General features: G+C 59.0%; 24 protein-coding genes. 14 read left to right on the top strand and 10 right to left on the bottom strand.

The window, feature by feature from the left end; genetic code table 11:
- Positions 1–2: 2 nt before the first annotated feature.
- Complete coding sequence (locus tag ACMGF9_RS24040; protein ID WP_004931169.1) at positions 3–959, bottom strand: polysaccharide deacetylase family protein; 957 nt, start codon at positions 957–959, stop codon at positions 3–5.
- Positions 960–1169: 210 nt separating this feature from the next.
- Here ACMGF9_RS24040 and rfaQ point away from each other — a divergent pair, with 210 nt between their 5' ends.
- The 3 genes from rfaQ to ACMGF9_RS24025 are packed head-to-tail and all read left to right on the top strand — an operon-like array spanning position 1170 to position 4482.
- The gene (gene rfaQ / locus ACMGF9_RS24035; RefSeq protein ID WP_041922294.1) at positions 1170–2252 is read left to right on the top strand and encodes a putative lipopolysaccharide heptosyltransferase III; all 1083 of its coding nucleotides are present in this window, start codon (positions 1170–1172) and stop codon (positions 2250–2252) included.
- Positions 2249–3376, top strand: a complete 1128-nt coding sequence (locus tag ACMGF9_RS24030; RefSeq protein ID WP_004931172.1) for a glycosyltransferase family 4 protein — start codon at positions 2249–2251, stop codon at positions 3374–3376. Before rfaQ ends, ACMGF9_RS24030 begins: the two co-directional genes overlap by 4 nt.
- 2 nt (positions 3377–3378) lie before the next feature.
- Complete coding sequence (locus ACMGF9_RS24025) at positions 3379–4482, top strand: glycosyltransferase (protein ID WP_118892628.1); 1104 nt, start codon at positions 3379–3381, stop codon at positions 4480–4482.
- A gap of 41 nt (positions 4483–4523) precedes the next feature.
- On the opposite strand, the gene ACMGF9_RS24020 is transcribed toward ACMGF9_RS24025, so the two are convergent.
- The gene (locus ACMGF9_RS24020) at positions 4524–5537 is read right to left on the bottom strand and encodes a glycosyltransferase family 9 protein (protein ID WP_075684477.1); all 1014 of its coding nucleotides are present in this window, start codon (positions 5535–5537) and stop codon (positions 4524–4526) included.
- A gap of 125 nt (positions 5538–5662) precedes the next feature.
- Here ACMGF9_RS24020 and waaA point away from each other — a divergent pair, with 125 nt between their 5' ends.
- From waaA to coaD, 3 genes are read left to right on the top strand one after another with little or no spacing between them, the layout of a single operon-like run.
- Positions 5663–6940 (top strand): lipid IV(A) 3-deoxy-D-manno-octulosonic acid transferase, encoded by a 1278-nt coding sequence (gene waaA, locus ACMGF9_RS24015; RefSeq protein WP_015379436.1) that lies wholly within the window; start codon positions 5663–5665, stop codon positions 6938–6940.
- Positions 6941–7714, top strand: a complete 774-nt coding sequence (locus ACMGF9_RS24010) for a glycosyltransferase family 2 protein (protein ID WP_118892627.1) — start codon at positions 6941–6943, stop codon at positions 7712–7714.
- Positions 7715–7717: 3 nt separating this feature from the next.
- Positions 7718–8203: a pantetheine-phosphate adenylyltransferase gene (gene coaD, locus ACMGF9_RS24005; RefSeq protein WP_004931181.1), complete on the top strand. Its 486-nt coding sequence runs from the start codon at positions 7718–7720 to the stop codon at positions 8201–8203.
- Positions 8204–8206: 3 nt separating this feature from the next.
- Here the strand turns inward: coaD and mutM are convergent, their stop codons facing one another.
- From mutM to radC, 4 genes are all read right to left on the bottom strand, one after another.
- Positions 8207–9022, bottom strand: a complete 816-nt coding sequence (gene mutM, locus ACMGF9_RS24000; RefSeq protein WP_118892626.1) for a bifunctional DNA-formamidopyrimidine glycosylase/DNA-(apurinic or apyrimidinic site) lyase — start codon at positions 9020–9022, stop codon at positions 8207–8209.
- Between the two features lie 81 nt (positions 9023–9103).
- Positions 9104–9271, bottom strand: coding sequence for a 50S ribosomal protein L33 (rpmG, locus tag ACMGF9_RS23995; RefSeq protein ID WP_002442576.1), 168 nt, complete (start codon positions 9269–9271; stop codon positions 9104–9106).
- An 11-nt stretch (positions 9272–9282) separates the two neighbouring features.
- On the bottom strand, positions 9283–9519 hold the full coding sequence (gene rpmB, locus ACMGF9_RS23990; protein ID WP_004931195.1) for a 50S ribosomal protein L28: 237 nt from the start codon (positions 9517–9519) through the stop codon (positions 9283–9285).
- Between the two features lie 262 nt (positions 9520–9781).
- Positions 9782–10465, bottom strand: a complete 684-nt coding sequence (gene radC, locus ACMGF9_RS23985; protein ID WP_004931197.1) for a RadC family protein — start codon at positions 10463–10465, stop codon at positions 9782–9784.
- 183 nt (positions 10466–10648) lie between these two features.
- Here radC and coaBC point away from each other — a divergent pair, with 183 nt between their 5' ends.
- From coaBC to slmA, 3 genes are all read left to right on the top strand, one after another.
- Positions 10649–11866, top strand: coding sequence for a bifunctional phosphopantothenoylcysteine decarboxylase/phosphopantothenate--cysteine ligase CoaBC (coaBC, locus tag ACMGF9_RS23980; protein WP_049187763.1), 1218 nt, complete (start codon positions 10649–10651; stop codon positions 11864–11866).
- On the top strand, positions 11844–12302 hold the full coding sequence (gene dut, locus ACMGF9_RS23975; RefSeq protein WP_015379440.1) for a dUTP diphosphatase: 459 nt from the start codon (positions 11844–11846) through the stop codon (positions 12300–12302). The genes coaBC and dut overlap by 23 nt, the downstream gene beginning before the upstream one ends.
- Before the next feature lie 251 nt (positions 12303–12553).
- Positions 12554–13150 (top strand): nucleoid occlusion factor SlmA, encoded by a 597-nt coding sequence (slmA, locus tag ACMGF9_RS23970; protein WP_004931203.1) that lies wholly within the window; start codon positions 12554–12556, stop codon positions 13148–13150.
- 31 nt (positions 13151–13181) lie between these two features.
- On the opposite strand, the gene pyrE is transcribed toward slmA, so the two are convergent.
- On the bottom strand, positions 13182–13823 hold the full coding sequence (gene pyrE / locus ACMGF9_RS23965; RefSeq protein WP_118892625.1) for an orotate phosphoribosyltransferase: 642 nt from the start codon (positions 13821–13823) through the stop codon (positions 13182–13184).
- A 96-nt stretch (positions 13824–13919) separates the two neighbouring features.
- Positions 13920–14636 (bottom strand): ribonuclease PH, encoded by a 717-nt coding sequence (gene rph / locus ACMGF9_RS23960; protein ID WP_004931205.1) that lies wholly within the window; start codon positions 14634–14636, stop codon positions 13920–13922.
- A gap of 126 nt (positions 14637–14762) precedes the next feature.
- Between rph and ACMGF9_RS23955 the strand changes: the two genes are divergently transcribed.
- A complete protein-coding gene (locus ACMGF9_RS23955; protein ID WP_015379441.1) occupies positions 14763–15626 on the top strand; it encodes a YicC/YloC family endoribonuclease in 864 nt (287 codons plus the stop codon).
- Positions 15627–15681: 55 nt separating this feature from the next.
- On the opposite strand, the gene ACMGF9_RS23950 is transcribed toward ACMGF9_RS23955, so the two are convergent.
- Complete coding sequence (locus ACMGF9_RS23950; protein ID WP_015379442.1) at positions 15682–16071, bottom strand: hypothetical protein; 390 nt, start codon at positions 16069–16071, stop codon at positions 15682–15684.
- A gap of 375 nt (positions 16072–16446) precedes the next feature.
- Between ACMGF9_RS23950 and ACMGF9_RS23945 the strand changes: the two genes are divergently transcribed.
- Positions 16447–17631 carry a NupC/NupG family nucleoside CNT transporter gene (locus ACMGF9_RS23945; RefSeq protein ID WP_004931212.1) on the top strand — a complete coding sequence of 395 codons (1185 nt, stop codon included), beginning with the start codon at positions 16447–16449 and terminating at the stop codon, positions 17629–17631.
- A gap of 34 nt (positions 17632–17665) precedes the next feature.
- On the opposite strand, the gene ACMGF9_RS23940 is transcribed toward ACMGF9_RS23945, so the two are convergent.
- Entirely contained in the window at positions 17666–18100 is a 435-nt protein-coding gene (locus ACMGF9_RS23940) for a DUF3574 domain-containing protein (protein WP_015379443.1), read from the bottom strand.
- A 253-nt stretch (positions 18101–18353) separates the two neighbouring features.
- Between ACMGF9_RS23940 and ACMGF9_RS23935 the strand changes: the two genes are divergently transcribed.
- From ACMGF9_RS23935 to rpoZ, 3 genes are all read left to right on the top strand, one after another.
- Positions 18354–18971: a trimeric intracellular cation channel family protein gene (locus ACMGF9_RS23935; protein WP_025304704.1), complete on the top strand. Its 618-nt coding sequence runs from the start codon at positions 18354–18356 to the stop codon at positions 18969–18971.
- A 210-nt stretch (positions 18972–19181) separates the two neighbouring features.
- Positions 19182–19805 (top strand): guanylate kinase, encoded by a 624-nt coding sequence (gmk, locus tag ACMGF9_RS23930; protein ID WP_004931218.1) that lies wholly within the window; start codon positions 19182–19184, stop codon positions 19803–19805.
- A 54-nt stretch (positions 19806–19859) separates the two neighbouring features.
- Positions 19860–20135 (top strand): DNA-directed RNA polymerase subunit omega, encoded by a 276-nt coding sequence (gene rpoZ, locus ACMGF9_RS23925; protein WP_004931221.1) that lies wholly within the window; start codon positions 19860–19862, stop codon positions 20133–20135.
- The last annotated feature ends 16 nt before the right edge of the window (positions 20136–20151 follow it).

The following is a 20151-nucleotide window of genomic DNA, read 5'->3' as shown; positions in this document are numbered from 1 at the left end:
GCTTAATTCGCTTTAAGTTGATAATACTCGGCCAGCGTCATGCCCACCGTGCGCTGCTGCAGCCAGTCAAACAGCTGCTCCAGATCGCGGTACAGCCCTTCGATATCCTGCTCGGTTTTGAACGTCGGGCTGCCGCCCGGCATAAACTCGGAGGAGTGCAGCATAAACTCGACGTAGTCATGCCCCTGCGCCAACGACGTCTCGGCCACGCTTATCATCTTGGCCACGTTGCCGCCACTCGGCCGCAGCCAGTTGACGGACGGCGAACGCCGCTTGCCGCGCAGCCGGTCATAGCCCTGCTTGAAGGCATTCATCAGCGCCGAGTGCTTGTACTGGATACTCATCGGCACTTCCAGCAACGACGAAGCGCCCGGTTTGGCGATGTTCTGCGGATCGATGAAATAGGCCTGCGACGGGAACCGGCTGTAATCTGTGCCGCCGTTGCCCTGTGGATTGCCCGGCGAAAACTGCCAGTTGACCCGCGGCGTCACCGAACAATCCACCTGATAGCCGTATTCCAGCAGCAGCGAGGCATAATATTCGTTGAACGCCCAACGGCCGGCGCGATGGCTGAGCATTTTGGTCTGGAAGGCATCTTCCAGCAGCTTGGTCATGTGATCGACCTTGGCGCGGATCTGATCGGCGGGATACTCGATCAAATAAGGCTTGTGGCGCCAGTCGTCGTCGGTGAGCGGCGTCAGCGGCGGGCTGTTCCAGGCATGCAGGTGCATGCCCACTTCACCCGTGCCGCGAGCGATCACGTCGCGCGCGAACTCGACATAAGCCGGGTCCACCGCCATTTCATAGTTGGTGAGATAAACCGGTTTGAAGGCGTATTTTTCGCACAATGCCTGAAAGCGCGGCAAGAAACGCGTGTTTTCGGTCGCGATGCGATCGTGGTTTTGCCACAGATTATCGCCTTCGGTATCAATGGTGATGAGAAACGCCGGTTTAGTCATGAATATCGAGCCTGATATCAACAGAATGCACTATGTTACGCAGGCCGTTTCGCCAGGGCAAACGACTTTGCTGCCTGGTTTGGACAACGTTGAAGCGCATTCGTCCCCGGCTCGGCGATTTTTTTACGGCCAGGCAAGAAAACCTTGCAACAGTAGCCACATGCGATCGTGTCATTTAGAATCAAAGATTGGTTTCCCAGAAAGCGACTCATGATGAACGACGCGCCAGCCCCAACTTCCGCCCCATCCGTACAGCGTATTCTGATCATAAAACTGCGCCATCACGGCGATATGCTGCTGGTCACGCCGGTCATCAGCAGCCTGCGGCAAAACTACCCGCAGGCGCAGATCGATGTGCTGCTGTATCAGGAAACGCAGGAGATGCTGGCCAGTAATCCGGAACTGTCGACGCTGTTCGCCATCGACCGTCAATGGAAAAAACAGGGCGCCCGCGCGCACCTGGGGCACGAACTGGCGCTGCTGCGTCGCCTGAAGGCGCAACGCTACGATCTGGTGGTCAACCTGGCCGATCAGTGGCGCAGCGCCATCCTCACGCGCCTGACCGGTGCGCGTATCCGTCTGGGCTTCGATTTCCCCAAACGCCGCGGCTTGCTGTGGCGCCATTGCCACACCCAGCTGGTGCCGGTCGACAATCACGCCCACCTGCATACCGTCGAACAGAATCTTTCGCTGCTGGCGCCGCTGAACCTGCCCGCGCTCAATGAACATGTGACCATGAGTTACGATCCGCAGGATTGGCAGGCTTGTGAGCAACGGTTGCAGAAGCAGGGCGTCTTCGGCAGTTATATTGTGGTGCAACCCACCTCGCGCTGGTTCTTCAAATGCTGGAGCGAAGAGAAAATGGCCGCCACCCTCACCGCCTTGCAGGCCGACGGCCACCAGCTGGTGATCACCTCCGGCCCCGACGCCAGAGAACAAGCCATGGTCGAGCGCATTTTGGCGCTCTGCCCGCCACAGGGCGTGATCTCGTTGGCCGGCCAGCTGACGCTGCGCCAACTGGCCGCCCTGATCGACCACGCCAAGCTGTTTATCGGCGTGGATTCGGTGCCGATGCACATGGCCGCCGCGCTGCAAACGCCGTGCGTGGCGCTGTTCGGCCCTTCCAAGCTGACTTTCTGGCGGCCGTGGCAAGCTACCGGCGCCGTGATCTGGGCCGGCGACTTCGGCGAACTGCCCGATCCGGACGCCATCGATACCGGCACCGACGAACGGTATCTCGACCTTATTCCTACAGACGCGGTGATTGCAGCCGCGCGGAGCACGCTGGCATGAAAGCATTTCGTTTGGCGATCGTTCGCCAAAAATATCGCCCGGACGGCGGAGCCGAACGTTTCGTTTCCCGCGCCCTGGAAGCGCTGGAGCAACAGGATCTCGATCTGAACGTCATCACTCGCGAATGGCAGGGCGACGCCAATCCCAACTGGCATATCCACCTGTGTAACCCGTTAAAGCTCGGCCGCATCAGCCGCGAGCGAGGCTTCGCCGTGGCAGCCAGGGCGCTGTGGCAGAAAGAGCGCTTCGATCTGGTGCAAAGCCACGAGCGCATTCCCGGCTGCGACATCTATCGCGCCGGCGACGGCGTACACCGCCGCTGGCTGCTGCAACGCGCGCGTCTGCTGCCGGAATGGCGCCGCAAGTGGCTGTTCTCCAATCGCTATCACCGCTATGTGATGTGCGCCGAACGCGCCATGTACGCCGCGCCCGAGCTGAAAGCCGTCATCTGCAACGCCGAGATGATCAAGCAGGAAATCATCGCCGACTTTGGCGTGCCCGCCGACAAGATCACGGTGATCTATAACGCCATCGACAATCAAAAGTTCCCGCCCGCCGACGAGGCCCTGCGTCAACGTCTGCGCGAGCAATATCAGATCCCGCAACAGGCGCACTGCCTGATCTTCGTCGGCTCCGGTTTCGAGCGCAAAGGGCTGGCCGCCGCCATCCGCGCCGTGGCGGCGACCGACAGCCACCTCCTGGTGATCGGTAAAGACAAAGCCGAAAAACGCTACCGGGCGCTGGCGCAGTCGCTGGGCTGCGGCGATCGCATTCACTTTATGGGCGTGCAGAAGCAGACCCTGCCGTTCTATCAGGCCGCGGACGCGCTGCTGCTGCCGACGCTGTACGATCCGTTCCCGAATGTGATTCTGGAAGCGATGTCGTGCGGCCTGCCGGTTATCACCAGCACCACCTGCGGCGGCGCCGAGTTTATCACCCCAGGCCAGAACGGCTTCGTGACCGACGCGCTCGACGTACCGGCCATCACGGAGGCTATTCGGGCACTGCCGCGCCAGGCGCTGGGATCATCCATGGGCGAAGCGGCAAGATTGCGCATTATGACGGCTACGCCGGCGCATCTGTCCGAACAGCTGATTTCCCTCTATAACCGGTTACTGGATTAGCTATGCGTATTCTGATGATCATCGATGGCCTGCCGGGAGGCGGCGCGGAAAAAGTGGTGCTGACCCTGTGTCAGGGCATGCAGCAACAGGGGCACGACGTCAGTCTGATCTCGCTGCGCGACGTCTGCAATTACCCTATTCCACCGGGCATTGATTATCAGGTGGTGGCCGATCGCAGCCGTGCCCCCTGGCGCAAGCTGACCGAGCTGTCGCGCCGCGCCGCCGCGCTGGATCGCGCGATAGCCGAACACGAGCGCCAACACGGCGCGTTCGATCTGGTGTTCTCCAACCTGCATAAAACCGATCGCATCGTCAGCCGCAGCAAGCGGTTGGCCGCGGATCGCCTGTGGTTCTGCATTCACGGCATTCTCTCCACGTCCTACCTCGGCCACCGCAAGGGTCTGGACCGCTGGCTGAAGCAACGCAAAATCGCCAACGTTTACCAGGGAAGAAATATCGTCGCCGTTTCACAGGCGGTCGGCGACGATCTGCAGCGGAACTTGCCGATCCGCCCGCGCCGGTTGGCGGTCATCAACAACCCGTTCGACATCGACGCCATTCAGCAACAGGCGGCGGCGCCTTGCGAACTGGCCGGCCAGGACTATCTGGTGCACGTCGGCCGCTTTCACACCACCAAGCGGCATGACCGCCTGCTGAAAGCCTATGCGCTCTCCGGCATTCAGGCACCGCTGGCCTTGATCGGGTCCGGTGACGACGCCAAAGTCGACGAGGTCAAACGTCTGGCGACAGACTTGGGCATCGCAGAGCGCGTGTTGTTCCTCGGTTTCCAGAGCAATCCCTACCCGTTTATTCGCCATGCCTCGCAGCTGGTGCTCAGCTCCGACAGCGAAGGGTTTGGCAACGTACTGGTAGAATCGCTGCTGTGCGGCACACCGGTGGTCAGCACTCGCTGCCCGGGCGGCCCTGCGGAAATTCTGGAAAAAGCCGGCATGGCTAACGCGCTGGCGGAATTAAACGAAGCGTCGCTGGCAGAAAAAATGGCGGAGGTTTACGCCAACCCGCCGCAGATAAATCAACAGCAATTGCTGAGCTATGGGCTTGAGCCTATTTGCCATCAATATATTGAGCTGAAAGAAGAACAATAAAAAAATAAATAAGGCAGGGGATGCCTGCCTTATTTTCTTCGTTAGTTGAGCGCCTGCATTTTCTGCCAAACCTCATCGACAGAAACATCTTCACAGTGCCCCGATTCACTTTGCAAAATATGATGGCGGCCAGTCCATGGATGCCAGGACACTTTATCGGTATCGCCAAAGAACACCACCATGTCCTTATTCAACGCAGCGGCAAGATGCATCTGCCCACCGTCGCTGCACAACACCCGGTCGCATAAATCAAACCCGCCCAACAGCTCACGCACCGACGCCGTCGGATAAAGCGCGACGCGTTCATTTTGACACAGCGCCAGCAGCTGTTCAGCGCGCTGCTGATCGCCGATGTCGTCCGGCGCCAGCGTGCCCTGCGGCGACCAAAAGATCAGCACGCCGGTGTGGGGATCGGCAACCAGACGGTTGATGATTTCGGCATAGCGCTCAACCGGCCAACGCCGTTTCGGGCTGCGGCTGCTGATGTGCACGGCGCATACGCGCTCGACCGGCGGCAGACGTTCCTGCCGCCGCTGCGCCGCCAATTGCCGCTCTTCAGGCGCCAGAAACACCCGCACCGGCGGGATCGGAATGGATTGATCGGTTATCGCCGATAAATAGCTGTAGGTGTGCTCGACCTGATGGAGGCCGCGGAAATCGTCCTTGCGGAACGGGCGATGAATAGCTTTCGTGCCCAGATCGGCGCCGATGATATGGGTGGCCCCGGCCATTTTCGCTAGACGCAGGCTGTATTTGCAAGGCACCGGGTTGGCCAGAATAACCGCATCGAATTTTATTTTGCGCAGCTTCAGGAAGATCATCATGCGTTCGAAATAAACGCCCAACGTGGTCTCATTTTTCGCCTTGTGCTTGGCCTTTTTATAGACAAAGACTTTCTCGAGATGAGGATTGTTTTTAACAACATCCTGGCTGACTTTATTGATCAGCAGATAAACTTTTGCGTCCGGATAGGCAATTTTCACCCCCTCAATCAAGGGCGTGGTGCAAACAAGATCGCCGATGTTGTCGCGGCGAATAATTAAAATATTCTTCATTCCGAGCCTGTCGGCGAAATCGCTCGCCGGTTGTCTGAAACTGACACCCAAGGTTACCAAATTAGCGCCTTTCCCTTCCAGTTATGGTACTATTCCGAATAACCCATATAAATGAAATTGATAGAATGTTGCTGCGTTTATATCAGGTACTACTCTACCTCATCCAACCCCTGATCTGGCTCCGCTTACTGCTGCGCAGCCGCAAAGCTCCAGCCTACCGTAAACGCTGGGCGGAACGCTATGGCTTCTGCGCCGGGAAAGTCGTGCCAGGCGGCATCATGCTGCATTCCGTCTCCGTCGGCGAAACGCTGGCGGCCATCCCGCTGGTGCGGGCGCTGCGCCATCGTTACCCCGCTTTGCCGATAACTGTGACCACAATGACCCCGACAGGTTCAGAACGCGTCCAGTCCGCTTTCGGCAAAGACGTGCATCATGTCTATCTGCCCTACGATCTGCCCGGCGCCATGAACCGCTTCCTCGACCAGGTGAATCCCAAGCTGGTGATCATCATGGAAACCGAGCTATGGCCTAACCTGATCAACGCGCTGCATCAGCGGCAAATCCCCCTGGTGATCGCCAATGCACGCCTGTCGGCCCGCTCCGCCGCCGGCTATAAGAAAATTGGCGGATTCATGCGCGATATGCTGCGCCGCATCACGCTGATCGCCGCACAGAACCAGGAAGATGGCGATCGGTTTATCGAACTGGGCCTGAAACGCTCTCAGCTGGCCGTCACCGGCAGCCTGAAATTCGATATCTCCGTCACCCCGGAGCTGGCCGCCCGCGCCGTTACATTGCGCCGCCAATGGGCGCCGCGCCGCCCGGTGTGGATCGCCACCAGCACCCATGACGGTGAAGAAACCATCCTGCTGGAAGCGCACCGCAAGCTGCTGGAAAAACACCCTGACCTGCTGCTGATCCTGGTGCCGCGTCACCCGGAACGCTTCCCGACAGCCAAAGAGCTGGTGCAGAAGGCCGGCTTCAGTTACACCCTGCGCAGCAGCGGCGAAATCCCGTCCGGCAGCACCCAGGTGGTGATCGGCGATACCATGGGCGAACTGATGCTGCTGTACGGCATCGCCGATCTGGCCTTTGTCGGCGGCAGCCTGGTGGAACGCGGCGGGCACAACCCGCTGGAAGCCGCCGCGCACGCCATCCCGGTGTTGATGGGCCCGCATACTTTCAACTTTAAAGACATCTGCGCCAAGCTCTCCCAAGCCGAAGGCCTGATCACCGTGACCGATGTCGATTCGCTGGTGAAGGAAGTGGCAACCCTGCTGACCGACGAAGACTACCGTCGTTACTACGGCCGCCATGCGGTGGAAGTGCTGTATCAGAATCAGGGAGCGTTGCAGCGCCTGCTGCAGCTGCTGGAACCGCACCTGCCGCCCCGGAGTCACTGAATGAGCAGCCGCAAAAGCCTGTCGGTGGTGATGATCGCCAAAAACGAAGCCGGGCTGTTGCCGGACTGCCTGCGCTCGGTCGAGTGGGCCGATGAAATCATCGTGCTGGACTCCGGCAGCGAAGACGACAGCGTCGCCGTCGCCGAAAGCCTGGGCGCCAAAGTCTTCACCCACACCGATTGGCAAGGGTTTGGCAAGCAGCGTCAGCTGGCGCAAAGCTACGCCAGCCATGACTACGTTTTGATGATCGACGCCGACGAACGCGTTACACCCGAGCTGCGGCAATCTATCGAACAGGTGTTGAACGCGCCGGAGGACGGCGCCGTCTACAGCTGCGCGCGGCGCAACCTGTTCCTCGGCCGCTTCATGCGCCACAGCGGCTGGTATCCCGACCGCGTCAACCGCCTGTACGCCAACCAACGCTATCGCTATAACGACGATCTGGTGCACGAATCGCTGAACATCGGCGGCGCCAAAGTGATCCCCCTCAGCGGCGATATGCTGCACCTGACCTGCCGCGATTTCTTCGCCTTCCAGCGCAAACAGCTGCGCTATGCCGAAGAGTGGGCCACCCAGCGCCACCGGGCCGGCAAGCGCTGCGGCTACCTGTCCATCCTGACCCACACGCTCGGCGCCTTCGTCAAAACCTGGCTGCTGCGCGCCGGCTTCCTGGACGGTAAACAGGGGTTGCTGTTAGCGGTGGTCAACGCGCAATATACCTTCAATAAATATGCCGCATTATGGGCATTGGGCCGCAACTACTCAGAGAAGTGAATCATGACCAGCAAAGCCATCTATCCCGGGACGTTCGATCCCATGACCAACGGCCACCTGGATTTAGTGACGCGCGCATCACTGATGTTCGATCACGTCATTCTGGCCATCGCCGCCAGCCCGAGCAAAAAACCGCTGTTCAGCCTGGATGAGCGCGTGGCGTTGGCGACGCAGGTCACCTCGCATCTGGACAATGTGGAAGTGCTGGGCTTCAGTGAGCTGATGGCGCACTTCGCCGCCCACCAGAACGCCAATATCCTGGTGCGCGGGCTGCGTGCGGTGTCTGACTTTGAATACGAACTGCAGCTGGCGAACATGAACCGTCACTTGATGCCAACGCTGGAAAGCGTATTTCTGATGCCTTCCGAAGAGTGGTCGTTCATCTCCTCCTCACTGGTGAAGGAGGTCGCCCGCCACGGCGGCGATATCGCGCCTTTCCTGCCCGATGTGGTCACCCAGGCGCTGATGGCGAAGCTCGCCGCCGAGTGATGCTCAGCGCTGGCAGCGGCGGCAAAAGAAGGTGCTGCGCTGCCCGTGCTTGGCGGATTCAATCGGCGTGCCGCATGCGCGGCACGGTTCTCCCGCCCGCCCGTAAACCTGCAGCTCCTGCGCGAAATACCCCGGTTTGCCGTCCGACTGCAAAAAGTCGCGCAATGTCGTGCCGCCCTGCTCGATAGAGCGCTGCAACACCGCCTTGATGGTCTTCGTCAGCAGTTCCGCTTCGGCTTTGCTCAACGATCCCGCCGGACGATCGGGCAGGATCCCGGCGCTGAACAGCGATTCGCTGGCGTAAATGTTACCAACGCCGACCACCAACTTGTTATCCATCAGCCACGGTTTGATCAGCGTGCGCTTATTGCGTGATTTTTCATACAGGTAGTCGCCGTTGAACGCTTCGCTCAGCGGTTCCGGCCCCAGATGCGCCAACACGCTGCTGGTCGCCAGGTCTTCGCACCACAGCCAGGCGCCGAAACGGCGCGGATCGGTATAGCGCAGGATCATGCCGTTGCTGATCACCAGATCGACGTGGTCGTGTTTGCCGGCTTCGTCTTCGTTTTCCTCGCACAGCATGCGCAGGCTGCCCGACATGCCCAGGTGCACGATAATCCAACCGTTCTCCAGCTCGATCAGCAGGTATTTGGCCCGGCGCTGCACGCTGAGCACCGGCCGATCGCTCAGCGTCAGGATCTGCTCGGAAACCGGCCAGCGCAGGCGCGCATTGCGCACCACCGCATACTGAATGCTGTGGCCGACAAGATAAGGCTCTATACCGCGTCTGCTCGTCTCAACTTCCGGTAATTCAGGCATCTGGCTTCCCCTCCGACGTTTTCTACCCTTTATAAAACAAAAAACCCGGCCAAGGCCGGGTTTTTCATTAATCCACTAAAATTATTTAATTTTAGCTTCTTTGTATACTACGTGCTGACGGACAACTGGATCGAATTTCTTCAGTTCCAATTTTTCCGGCTTAGTACGCTTGTTCTTCGTGGTGGTATAGAAGTGACCAGTACCAGCAGAAGAAACCAGCTTGATCTTCTCGCGAACACCTTTAGCCATGATTCAGTTCCTTAATACTTCTCACCACGGGCACGCAGATCGGCCAGAACCGTCTCAATACCCTTCTTATCGATAACACGCATACCTTTAGCAGATACACGCAGAGTTACAAAGCGCTTCTCAGCCTCAACCCAAAAACGGTGTGAGTGCAGGTTAGGCAGAAAACGGCGTTTGGTCGCGTTCATTGCGTGGGAACGGTTGTTACCGCTCACCGGGCGCTTGCCAGTAACTTGGCAGACTCGGGACATGTCTATTCTCCAAAAATCAAATCAGCTCGAGCTTCGTATAGGGTATGGCCGCCTCGTCAGGCTTTTAGAGCCCATCTCAGCAAACTTCATACTGAGGAGACTCTCGTCATCAGGTAGAAACCACACATCAGGTCAGAAACCTGCTGAGATAGGCTCTTGCGCCAAACCCAAGATTCTCAAAGGTGGCGTAGTATACGCTCTGAAGCGTAAGTGCTCAAGTCCCGAACAGCTAAAGATCCCACAAGGATCGCGAAAAAATCGCTTAAAGCCATCCGCGCTCGGCAAAAGAGACGCATTCACCCCGACCGATCACCAAATGATCAAGCACTCGGATCTCCAATAACTGACAGGCTTTCACCACCTGTTCCGTTATTAAACGGTCGGCATGACTGGGTTCAGCCTTACCCGAAGGGTGATTATGCGCGAGAATCAGCGCGGCGGCATTAGCCTTCAACGCTTCGCGCACAATTTCTCTCGGGTAGACGACGACGCTGCTGATGGTACCAGCAAACATCTCCTGATGGCGAATAACCCGATGCTGATTGTCTAAAAACAATACCAAAAAGACCTCTCGCTCGCGATGCGCCAGCAGGCTTTGCAGATAATGCTGGGTAACGCGCGGGTTGAGCATGGCATTTTCCTGCGACAAGTGGCTGGAAAAGAAGCGCAGCGCCAGCTCGGCAATCGCCTGCAGTTGGGTATAGCTGGCGTCGCCCAGGCCTTTTTGGCTGCAAAAAGCCTGATGATCGGCCGACATCAGGTGATAAAGCGAGCCGAATCGGCGCAGCAGTTGCTCCGCCAGCTGCATCACGTGCACGCCGGGCAATCCGGTGCGCAAGAAAATGGCCAACAGCTCTGCGTCGGACAACGACGCCGCCCCTTGCATCAACAGCTTTTCACGCGGCGCCAACGCGCCCGGCCAGCACGCCACAATCGGGTTGCTCATCGTGTTCCTCCCTGAAAGGGCTACAGCATGCCATGCGCCACCCGACGCGTTCGACAGGTGTTTGATAACATTGCGAAGTGTTTCGCAAAGCACAATGTAACGCCCTGCAGCCATTGCGGAATCGCTCACCTGAACGGCGGATATGCTAAAATGGCGCATCTTTCGGCTTTCAATCGGACAATGATGATGACGGGACTTTCCGGCAAACATATTGTGCTTGGCATCAGCGGCGGCATCGCCGCCTACAAATGCCCAGAGCTGGTGCGCCGCCTGCGCGACAGAGGCGCAGAAGTGCGCGTGGTGATGACCCACGCCGCCAAGGCATTCATTACGCCGCTGACGCTGCAGGCCGTTTCCGGCCATCCGGTGTCCGACGATCTGTTGGATCCCGCCGCCGAAGCCGCCATGGGCCACATCGAGCTCGGCAAATGGGCGGATCTGGTGATTCTGGCGCCGGCGACCGCCGATCTGCTGGCGCGCGTCGCCGCCGGCATGGCCAACGATCTGCTGACCACCGTCTGCCTGGCGACCGACGCCCCTATCGCCGCCGCGCCCGCCATGAACCAGCAGATGTATCGCGCCGCCGCCACGCAGGCCAACCTGCAAACGCTGCAGGCGCGCGGCATGCTGCTCTGGGGGCCGGACAGCGGCAGCCAGGCCTGCGGCGACGTCGGCCCGGGCCGCATGCTGGATCCGCTGGACATCGTCGAGCTGGCGAACGGCCATTTCTCTGTCACGCAGGATCTGCAACATTTACAGGTTATGATCACCGCCGGCCCGACGCGTGAAGCGCTGGATCCGGTACGTTTCATCAGCAATCACAGCTCCGGCAAAATGGGCTTCGCCATTGCCCGCGCCGCCGCCGCTCGCGGCGCGCAGGTGACGCTGATCGCCGGGCCGGTCAATTTGCCGACGCCGCCATCAGTCACCCGAGTCGACGTTACCAGCGCACTGGAGATGGAGCAGGCGGTGCAGCAACGCGCCGCGCAGCAGCAGATTTTCATCTCCTGCGCCGCCGTGGCCGACTATCGCCCCGAGCGGATCGCCGATGAAAAAATAAAAAAACAGGGTGATGAAATCGTCCTCAAGATGGTAAAAAACCCCGATATCGTCGCCGGCGTGGCGGCGATGACCAAAAATCGACCCTTTGTCGTGGGGTTTGCCGCCGAAACCCAGAATGTGGAAGAATACGCGCGGCAAAAACTGGCGCGTAAGAAACTGGATTTAATTTGCGCTAACGATGTTTCGCTTGCAGAGCACGGGTTCAACAGCGACACCAATGCCCTGCACCTTTTTTGGCAGGATGGAGAAAAGCGCCTGGCGCTGAGCGACAAGGCACTCCTTGGCCAACGTTTAATAGACGAGATAGTCAGCCGTTATGATGAAAAAAATCGACGTTAAGATCCTCGACCCACGCATCGGTCAGGATTTCCCGCTACCGACCTACGCTACGCCGGGCTCTGCCGGTCTCGACCTGCGCGCCTGTCTGGATAGCGCGGTAGAGCTGGCGCCGGGTGAAACCACGCTGCTGCCTACCGGCCTCGCGATCCACATCGCCGACGCCAGCCTGGCGGCGGTGATCCTGCCGCGCTCAGGCCTGGGCCATAAGCACGGCGTCGTGCTGGGCAATCTAGTCGGCCTGATCGACTCCGATTACCAGGGCCAGCTGATGGTGTCCGTGTGGAACCGCGGCCAGAAGCACTTCACCATCGAGCCGGGCGAACGTATCGCGCAGATGGTCTTCGTGCCGGTGGTGCAGGCCGAATTCAACCTGGTGGAAGAGTTCGACAGCAGCGAACGCGGCGAAGGCGGCTTCGGCCACTCGGGGCGCCACTAAGCGCCACCCAATGCACGATGGCCGGCAGGGAAACGTCGCCTGAACCTTGCCTTTCCGGGGAGAAGGATGTCTCTGCGGCAAGGTTTTACCGCGACAATTGCAGCGCACACCAGGCAGCGCGGAAAAAGGCCGTTAAGGCCGCTGACCCCAGCATCGTAAAAAAGCTATCACATAAGCCGCACAGAGCCTGCTCTGCAGCGGCCGGTGCGCGGGTTTCCGTCAGTTAAGTTTTAGCAAGGGTCTAATCAGACATGGCAGAAAAAGAAAAGACGAAAAGGAATCGGCGCGAGGAAATATTGCAGGCGTTAGCCCAGATGCTGGAATCCAGCGACGGCAGCCAACGCATCACCACCGCCAAGCTCGCCGCGAACGTGGGTGTTTCTGAAGCTGCGCTGTACCGGCATTTCCCCAGCAAGACACGGATGTTCGACAGTCTGATCGAGTTTATCGAAGACAGCCTGATCACCCGCATCAACCTGATCTTGCAGGACGAGAAAGAGACGTTTAATCGTCTGCGCCTGATTTTGCTGCTGATTCTGGGCTTTGCGGAGCGCAACCCAGGGCTGACGCGCATCATGACCGGCCACGCGCTGATGTTTGAACAGGATCGCCTGCAGGGCCGCATCAACCAGCTGTTCGAGCGCATCGAGGCGCAGCTGCGTCAGGTGCTGAAAGAGCGCAAATTGCGCGAAGGCAAAGGCTTTATCGTCGATGAAACGCTGCTGGCCAGCCAACTGCTGGCCTTCTGCGAAGGCATGTTGTCGCGCTATGTGCGTTCGGAATTCCGCTATCGCCCCACGCAGGAATTCGACGCCCGCTGGCCGCTATTAGCGGCACAGCTGCAATAACGAAAACGCCGGGCATGCCCGGCGTTGTTATTTACACTCCATACTGCTCGCGGTAAGCGCGCACCGCCGCCAGGTGGTCCGCCATCTCCGGTTTCTCTTCCAGGTAGGCAATCAGGTCTTTCAGCGTCACGATCGAAATCACCTTGCAGTGATAGTCGCGTTCCACTTCCTGAATGGCGGAGATATCCGCGCGGCCGCGTTCCTGACGGTCGAGGGAGATCAGCACACCCGCCAGCGAAGCGCCGCTGGCGCCGATGATTTCCATCGACTCGCGGATCGCGGTGCCGGCGGTGATCACATCGTCCACCAGCATCACGCGCCCCTGCAGCGGGCTGCCCACCAGCGAACCGCCTTCGCCATGGGTTTTGGCTTCCTTGCGGTTAAAGCAGTAAGGCACGTCGCGCTCATGGTGTTCCGCCAGCGCCACCGCCGTGGTGGTGGCGATAGGAATGCCTTTATAGGCCGGGCCAAACAGCAGGTCGAAATCGATGCCGGAATCCATCAGGGCTTCGGCGTAGAAGCGCCCCAACAGCGCAAGATCGTGCCCGGTATTAAACAGGCCGGCGTTGAAGAAATACGGGCTGGTGCGGCCGGATTTCAGGGTGAACTCGCCGAACTTCAATACCTGCTTGTTAAGCGCGAACTCGATAAACTGGCGCTGATAGGCTTTCATTACTGCTTCTCCTCGTCTGAATCTGCTTGGGTCTTGTCATTACTACCGCCCGATCGCCGGGCATAAAAAAGGCGACTTCTCAGTCGCCTTGAAAAATCAGTCCACCAGCGCCGCTTTCTGCGCCTGGAAGATGGTTTCGATGCCCCCTCGGGCCAGCGCCAATAGCGCCAACAGCTCATCGTGGCTGAACGGCTCGCCTTCGGCGGTGCCCTGCACTTCAATCATGCGGCCGTCTTCCATCATCACCACGTTCATGTCGGTTTCCGCCGCGGAATCTTCCACATACTCCAGATCGCACAGCGCTTCGCCATTGACGATGCCGACGGAAACCGCCGCCACCATCCCCTTCATCGGGTTGGCTTTCAGCTTGCCGTTAGCCACCAGGGTGTTCAGCGCATCGGCCAGCGCCACGCAGGCGCCGGAGATGGAGGCAGTGCGGGTACCGCCGTCGGCCTGCAGTACGTCGCAGTCGAGGGTGATGGTGAATTCACCGAGCTTTTTCAGATCCACCGCGGCACGCAGCGAGCGGGCGATCAGACGCTGGATCTCCAGCGTGCGGCCGCCCTGCTTGCCTTTGGCGGCTTCACGGGCGTTGCGGCTGTGGGTGGAGCGCGGCAGCATACCGTACTCGGCGGTGATCCAACCTTGCCCCTGGCCTTTCAGGAAGCGCGGAACGCCCTCTTCTACCGTGGCGGTGCACAAGACTTTGGTATCGCCAAACTCAACCAGCACTGAACCTTCAGCGTGTTTGGTATAGTGACGAGTCAGTGTCAGGGGGCGAACTTGCTGTGGTGCTCTGCCTGCAGGACGCATGGGCTCTCTCCGGCTTCAAATCAACTATTGGCTGCGCATTATACGGGCTTCGTGACGTAATGCCTATCCTGCCCGCAGCCGCGACGCTATAATCGCCCCATCTTTTCCTATTACGGGTACGCATCAATGATCCGCAGCATGACCGCCTACGCCCGGCGTGAAATCAAGGGTGAATGGGGCAGCGCAGCCTGGGAGCTGCGTTCCGTTAACCAGCGCTACTTAGAAACCTACATCCGCCTGCCGGAACAATTCCGCAGCCTGGAGCCGGTGATCCGTGAACGTATCCGTGGCCGCCTGACCCGCGGCAAAGTCGAATGCAACCTGCGTTTCGAACTGGATCCAAGCGCGCAAAGCTCGCTGATCCTGAACGAAAAACTGGCCAAACAGCTGGTCGAAGCCGCCAACTGGGTGAAAATGCAGAGCGACGAAGGGGAAATCAACCCGATCGACGTGCTGCGCTGGCCGGGCGTAATGTCCGCGCAGGAGCAGGATCTGGACGCCATCAGCGCCGAGCTGATGCAGGCGCTGGACGGCGCGCTGGATGACTTTATCGTCGCACGCGAAAGCGAAGGCGCCGCGCTGAAAACGCTGATCGAACAGCGCCTCGACGGCGTCAGCGCCGAAGTGGTCAAAGTGCGCGCCCAGATGCCGAACATCCTGCAATGGCAGCGCGAGCGCCTGGTCAGCAAGCTGGAAGAGGCGCAGGTGCAGCTGGAAAACACCCGCCTGGAGCAGGAGCTGGTGCTGATGGCGCAGCGCATCGACGTCGCCGAAGAGCTGGACCGCCTGGAAGCGCACGTGAAAGAGACGCACAACATCCTGAAGAAGAAAGAAGCCGTCGGCCGCCGCCTCGACTTTATGATGCAGGAGTTCAACCGCGAATCGAACACCCTGGCCTCCAAGTCGATCAATGCCGACGTCACCGCCTCCGCCATCGAGCTGAAGGTGTTGATCGAACAGATGCGCGAGCAGATCCAGAACATTGAGTGATCCCGCTCCGCACGCCATCAAGCCCGCGCCACGCGGGCTTTTTTATGGTTGCAGATCAGCGATAGGCGGCCGCCTGCTCCTCACCGATCAACCCCATTTTCTGCAGCTGCACCGCAATGCTCCAGGTTGAGCGCTCGAACTCATCGCTCAGCGCCTCCAGCGTCGCCCCGGCCGCATGGCTCTCGCGCAGCCGCAGTTTTTCTTCTTCCGGCCAGGGGAAGTAAGCATTGGCCGGCCGGCCCTCGGCCAGATTCTTCTGCTGCTTTTCTTCCGGCGTCAGCCTGGCTTTTTTCTGCAGTTCGGATTCACCGTCGAACTCGTTGGCCAATGCAAACAGCAGGCGGATAGCCTCCGGCGCGCAGGCCGCTGAAGCCGGTCTCAACAGCTCGCCGGTGTCGGGATTAACGCCGTTGGCCAGCGCCCTGAGCAACGTGCCGGTATTCATCGTTCGCCTCCTTGTTCGATAAAATGCGTGCCGATCGCGACCGGCGCCTTGTCCAAACATGTTTCTCTTCCTCAGCCAAGAAAGCCACGCTTTGCGCCATGAAAAATCGCCCATTGCGAGCCAGATTCCAGGCGCCTGAACGTGCGGGACGGTGGTTGCATCAGGCTGCGAGCCGGCAGGCATCATGGAAGACGGCTCACTAAGGCACTTCGGGGGCTTATGAAAAACTGCCGAGCAGCGCGTGTGGATGACATTTGGCAAGATATCCCGCACGCCATAAGTATTTTGTTCTAATTATCACGCAAGGTAATGAAAGGACGGCGATGCTGTGGCTAAATGTGTTTTTTTCCTGCCCGTGAACCGTACGGACCGTTTATGCCACAAATTCTGCAATTTATTATGGCCTTGGTGGTGATCATCGCCCTGGCGCTGCTGGTCAGCAATAATCGCAAGAAAATCCGCCTGCGCTATATCATCCAGCTGTTGGTGATCGAAGGCGCGCTGGCCTACTTCTTCCTGCACTCCGCCAGCGGGCTCAGCGTGATCAAACACGTCGCCGGCTTCTTCGACACCCTGCTCGCCTACGCCGCCCAAGGATCGGAGTTCGTATTCGGCGGCATGAGTAAGGATGGCCTGGCGTTTATCTTCCTCGGCGTTTTGTGCCCTATCATCTTTATTTCCGCCCTGATCGGCATTTTGCAGCATTTCCGCATCCTGCCGCTGATCATCCGCCTGGTGGGCACCCTGCTGTCCAAGGTCAACGGCATGGGCAAACTGGAATCGTTCAACGCCGTCAGCACGCTGGTGCTGGGGCAGTCAGAGAACTTCATCGCCTACAAGGGCATCATCGGCGACATCTCGCCGCGCCGCATGTACACCATGGCCGCGACCGCCATGTCGACGGTATCGCTCTCCATCGTCGGCGCCTACATGTCGATGATCGACGCGCAGTACGTGGTGGCGGCCTTGATCCTTAATATGTTCAGCACCTTCATCATCCTGTCGATCATCAACCCGTATCAGGTTGAAGACGAGCCGGAGCTGAAGCTGAACAAGCTGCACGAAGATCAGAGCTTCTTCGAAATGTTGGGCGAGTACATTCTGGCCGGCTTCAAGATTGCGATGATCATCGCGGCGATGCTGATCGGCTTTATCGCGCTGATCTCCGCCGTCAACGCGCTGTTCTCGGCGGTGCTCGGCATCAGCTTCCAGCAGATCCTCGGCTACGTGTTCTATCCGCTGGCCTGGCTGATCGGCATCCCGGCGGAGGAGGCCCTGAAGGCGGGCAGCATCATGGCGACCAAACTGGTGGCCAACGAATTCGTGGCAATGATTGAACTGAAGAAGATCGCGGCGGAGCTGTCGCCGCGCGGGCTGGGCATTTTGTCGGTGTTCCTGGTGTCGTTCGCCAACTTCGCCTCCATCGGCATCGTCGCCGGCGCCATCAAAGGACTGAACGAGCAGCAAGGCAACGTGGTTTCCCGTTTTGGCCTGAAGCTGGTTTACGGCTCGACGCTGGTGAGCCTGTTGTCGGCAGCCATCGCCGGCCTGGTGCTGTAATCCTCACTCCCGGCCAGGCGGCCGGGAGTGCGTTTTAAAACGCCACGCACACCGGCGCATCCACCCGCATCACCGAATCCTGCGCAAACTGCTGCTTATAGCCGCTGCGCAGCGCCTCGATATTCGCCTCGCTCTCTTTGCCCGGCGCATGGATCAGCAGCAGCGCCTTGCTGTTCTCGCGCGCCAGTTTGCCGTCGTGGCCCAGCCACTGCCCTTTGGCATCAAACACCGTCAGCCCGTCTTTAAAACGTGGTGTCACCTGGCTATCGACGAAGGTTTGCCACTCGGCGGCGGTGATCGCCGGCCCCGCCGGCCGGTTCAGGCCGAAGTAGAGCGTTGTCTGCACTAGCGGATCGCCGGTGCGGCAAGCCGGGGTGGGGGAAACAGCCTGGTGGCCTGGCGCCACGCAGCCGCTCAGCAGCAGGGCTGCCATCATGGCGCCAGCAGCCAGTCTCGGGGAGTTTTTCATCTGCAGTCTCGGTTTCTCGGTTGAAGGATTCGCTGCAAAAATCATAGTCAGCGATGGAAATTAGCGCGAAATTTCTAATGCTTTCATTAACAGCCAGATGTTAAAAAAGGCTGGTTATCGGCAATAAAAACGGAGTTTGGATTAGCTATATTAATCCGAAATGCCATCGGTGAAAAAAACTCAGTGGCGCGCGTCCTCGGCGGCGATTACCCTGCCGGCCATCATTCTGACGCAAGTACGCTGTGAATCCCTTATGTTACTGAGCATCCTTTATATCATCGGCATCACCGCCGAAGCCATGACCGGCGCGTTGGCGGCCGGCCGCCGCCAAATGGACATGTTCGGCGTGATCATCATCGCCTCGGTCACCGCGATCGGCGGCGGGTCGGTGCGCGATATGTTGCTCGGGCATTTTCCATTGGGCTGGGTCAAACACCCGGAATACATCGTCATCGTCGCAATAGCGGCGATCGTCACCACCTGGGTGGCTCCTCTGATGCGCCATCTGCGCCGCCTGTTCCTGGTGCTCGACGCCGTCGGCCTGATCGTCTTCTCGATCATCGGCGCCCAGGTGGCGCTGGATATGGGGCACAGCGCGATTATCGCCGCCATCGCCGCGGTGATCACCGGCGTCTTCGGCGGGGTGCTGCGCGACATGTTCTGCAACCGCATCCCGCTGGTGTTCCAGAAAGAGATCTACGCCGGCATCTCCTTCAGCGCCGCCTGGCTGTATATCGGCCTGCAGCACCTCAGCCTGCCGCACAATCTGGTGGTGATCCTCACGCTGGTCGCCGGCCTGAGCGCGCGTCTTATCGCCCTACGCTTCCGCCTCGGTCTGCCGGTGTTCAACTACCAACATCCGGATCACTGATCCCGGAGCGGCAGCGCGCCGCCGCTGGGCCAAAACTGCCAAAATATTGCTCTTCAGCGCGCATATTCGCCCTTTCGACGCTTTTTCCACGCAAAGCCGCGGGCAAAATGCGAGCTAACGCTGCACCTGGCGCGTTAGCCGTGTATACTGTGCGGAGAAAATACACATCCGCTGTTTTTGGCATATCAACCGTTATCAACGAACATCATCATGGCTCAAGGCACGCTTTATATTGTCTCTGCTCCCAGTGGCGCAGGTAAATCAAGTCTGATTCAGGCTTTGTTAAAGACGCAACCGCTGTACGACACGCAGGTTTCGGTTTCGCACACCACGCGCGACAGCCGCCCGGGTGAAAATCACGGCGAGCACTATTTCTTCGTCTCGAAAGACGAATTCCGCCGGATGATCGAGCAGGATGCGTTTCTTGAGCACGCCGAAGTGTTCGGCAACTATTACGGCACCTCACGCGCCGCCATCGAACAAGTGTTGGCGACCGGCGTAGACGTGTTTCTGGATATCGACTGGCAGGGCGCGCAGCAAATCCGCGCCAAAATGCCGCAGGCGCGCAGCATCTTCATTCTGCCGCCGTCGAAGGAAGAACTGGGCCGCCGCCTGCGCGGGCGCGGGCAGGATTCCGAAGAGGTGATCGCCAAACGCATGGCCCAGGCCGTGGCGGAAATGACGCATTACGCGGAGTACGATTACCTGATCGTGAACGATGATTTCGATCTGGCGCTGTCCGATCTGAAGACCATCATTCGCGCCGAACGCCTGCGTTTGGGCCGCCAGTTGCTGCGGCATGACGCTTTAATCAGCAAACTATTGGCAGACTGAAGGCAGTTTCAGTATCATGCCCAGTCTTTTCGTCACCTGTGGAGTAGCACAAATATGGCACGCGTAACTGTTCAAGACGCTGTAGAGAAAATTGGTAACCGTTTTGACCTGGTGTTGGTCGCTGCTCGTCGGGCGCGTCAGATCCAGACCGGCGGCAAAGATGCACTGGTTCCGGAAGAGAACGACAAGTACACCGTTATCGCCCTGCGCGAAATCGAAGAAGGCCTGATCACCAGCCAGATCCTCGACGTGCGTGAGCGCCAGGAACAGCAAGAGCAGGAAGCCGCAGAGATTCAAGCGGTTACCGCGATTGCTGAAGGTCGTCGTTAATTAGACAGCGAGTCCG

The sequence above is a fragment of the Serratia sp. BNK-23 genome (assembly GCF_047456145.1).
Lineage (GTDB): Bacteria > Pseudomonadota > Gammaproteobacteria > Enterobacterales > Enterobacteriaceae > Serratia > Serratia nematodiphila.
This window is presented reverse-complemented; position numbering and strand designations above follow the sequence as displayed.

Coding starts and splice junctions, on each gene's coding strand:
- ACMGF9_RS24040 (WP_004931169.1), bottom strand. CDS start 959: ATGACTAAACCGGCGTTTCTCATCACCATTGATACCGAAGGCGATAAT.
- rfaQ (WP_041922294.1), top strand. CDS start 1,170: ATGATGAACGACGCGCCAGCCCCAACTTCCGCCCCATCCGTACAGCGT.
- ACMGF9_RS24030 (WP_004931172.1), top strand. CDS start 2,249: ATGAAAGCATTTCGTTTGGCGATCGTTCGCCAAAAATATCGCCCGGAC.
- ACMGF9_RS24025 (WP_118892628.1), top strand. CDS start 3,379: ATGCGTATTCTGATGATCATCGATGGCCTGCCGGGAGGCGGCGCGGAA.
- ACMGF9_RS24020 (WP_075684477.1), bottom strand. CDS start 5,537: ATGAAGAATATTTTAATTATTCGCCGCGACAACATCGGCGATCTTGTT.
- waaA (WP_015379436.1), top strand. CDS start 5,663: ATGTTGCTGCGTTTATATCAGGTACTACTCTACCTCATCCAACCCCTG.
- ACMGF9_RS24010 (WP_118892627.1), top strand. CDS start 6,941: ATGAGCAGCCGCAAAAGCCTGTCGGTGGTGATGATCGCCAAAAACGAA.
- coaD (WP_004931181.1), top strand. CDS start 7,718: ATGACCAGCAAAGCCATCTATCCCGGGACGTTCGATCCCATGACCAAC.
- mutM (WP_118892626.1), bottom strand. CDS start 9,022: ATGCCTGAATTACCGGAAGTTGAGACGAGCAGACGCGGTATAGAGCCT.
- rpmG (WP_002442576.1), bottom strand. CDS start 9,271: ATGGCTAAAGGTGTTCGCGAGAAGATCAAGCTGGTTTCTTCTGCTGGT.
- rpmB (WP_004931195.1), bottom strand. CDS start 9,519: ATGTCCCGAGTCTGCCAAGTTACTGGCAAGCGCCCGGTGAGCGGTAAC.
- radC (WP_004931197.1), bottom strand. CDS start 10,465: ATGAGCAACCCGATTGTGGCGTGCTGGCCGGGCGCGTTGGCGCCGCGT.
- coaBC (WP_049187763.1), top strand. CDS start 10,649: ATGATGACGGGACTTTCCGGCAAACATATTGTGCTTGGCATCAGCGGC.
- dut (WP_015379440.1), top strand. CDS start 11,844: ATGATGAAAAAAATCGACGTTAAGATCCTCGACCCACGCATCGGTCAG.
- slmA (WP_004931203.1), top strand. CDS start 12,554: ATGGCAGAAAAAGAAAAGACGAAAAGGAATCGGCGCGAGGAAATATTG.
- pyrE (WP_118892625.1), bottom strand. CDS start 13,823: ATGAAAGCCTATCAGCGCCAGTTTATCGAGTTCGCGCTTAACAAGCAG.
- rph (WP_004931205.1), bottom strand. CDS start 14,636: ATGCGTCCTGCAGGCAGAGCACCACAGCAAGTTCGCCCCCTGACACTG.
- ACMGF9_RS23955 (WP_015379441.1), top strand. CDS start 14,763: ATGATCCGCAGCATGACCGCCTACGCCCGGCGTGAAATCAAGGGTGAA.
- ACMGF9_RS23950 (WP_015379442.1), bottom strand. CDS start 16,071: ATGAATACCGGCACGTTGCTCAGGGCGCTGGCCAACGGCGTTAATCCC.
- ACMGF9_RS23945 (WP_004931212.1), top strand. CDS start 16,447: ATGCCACAAATTCTGCAATTTATTATGGCCTTGGTGGTGATCATCGCC.
- ACMGF9_RS23940 (WP_015379443.1), bottom strand. CDS start 18,100: ATGAAAAACTCCCCGAGACTGGCTGCTGGCGCCATGATGGCAGCCCTG.
- ACMGF9_RS23935 (WP_025304704.1), top strand. CDS start 18,354: ATGTTACTGAGCATCCTTTATATCATCGGCATCACCGCCGAAGCCATG.
- gmk (WP_004931218.1), top strand. CDS start 19,182: ATGGCTCAAGGCACGCTTTATATTGTCTCTGCTCCCAGTGGCGCAGGT.
- rpoZ (WP_004931221.1), top strand. CDS start 19,860: ATGGCACGCGTAACTGTTCAAGACGCTGTAGAGAAAATTGGTAACCGT.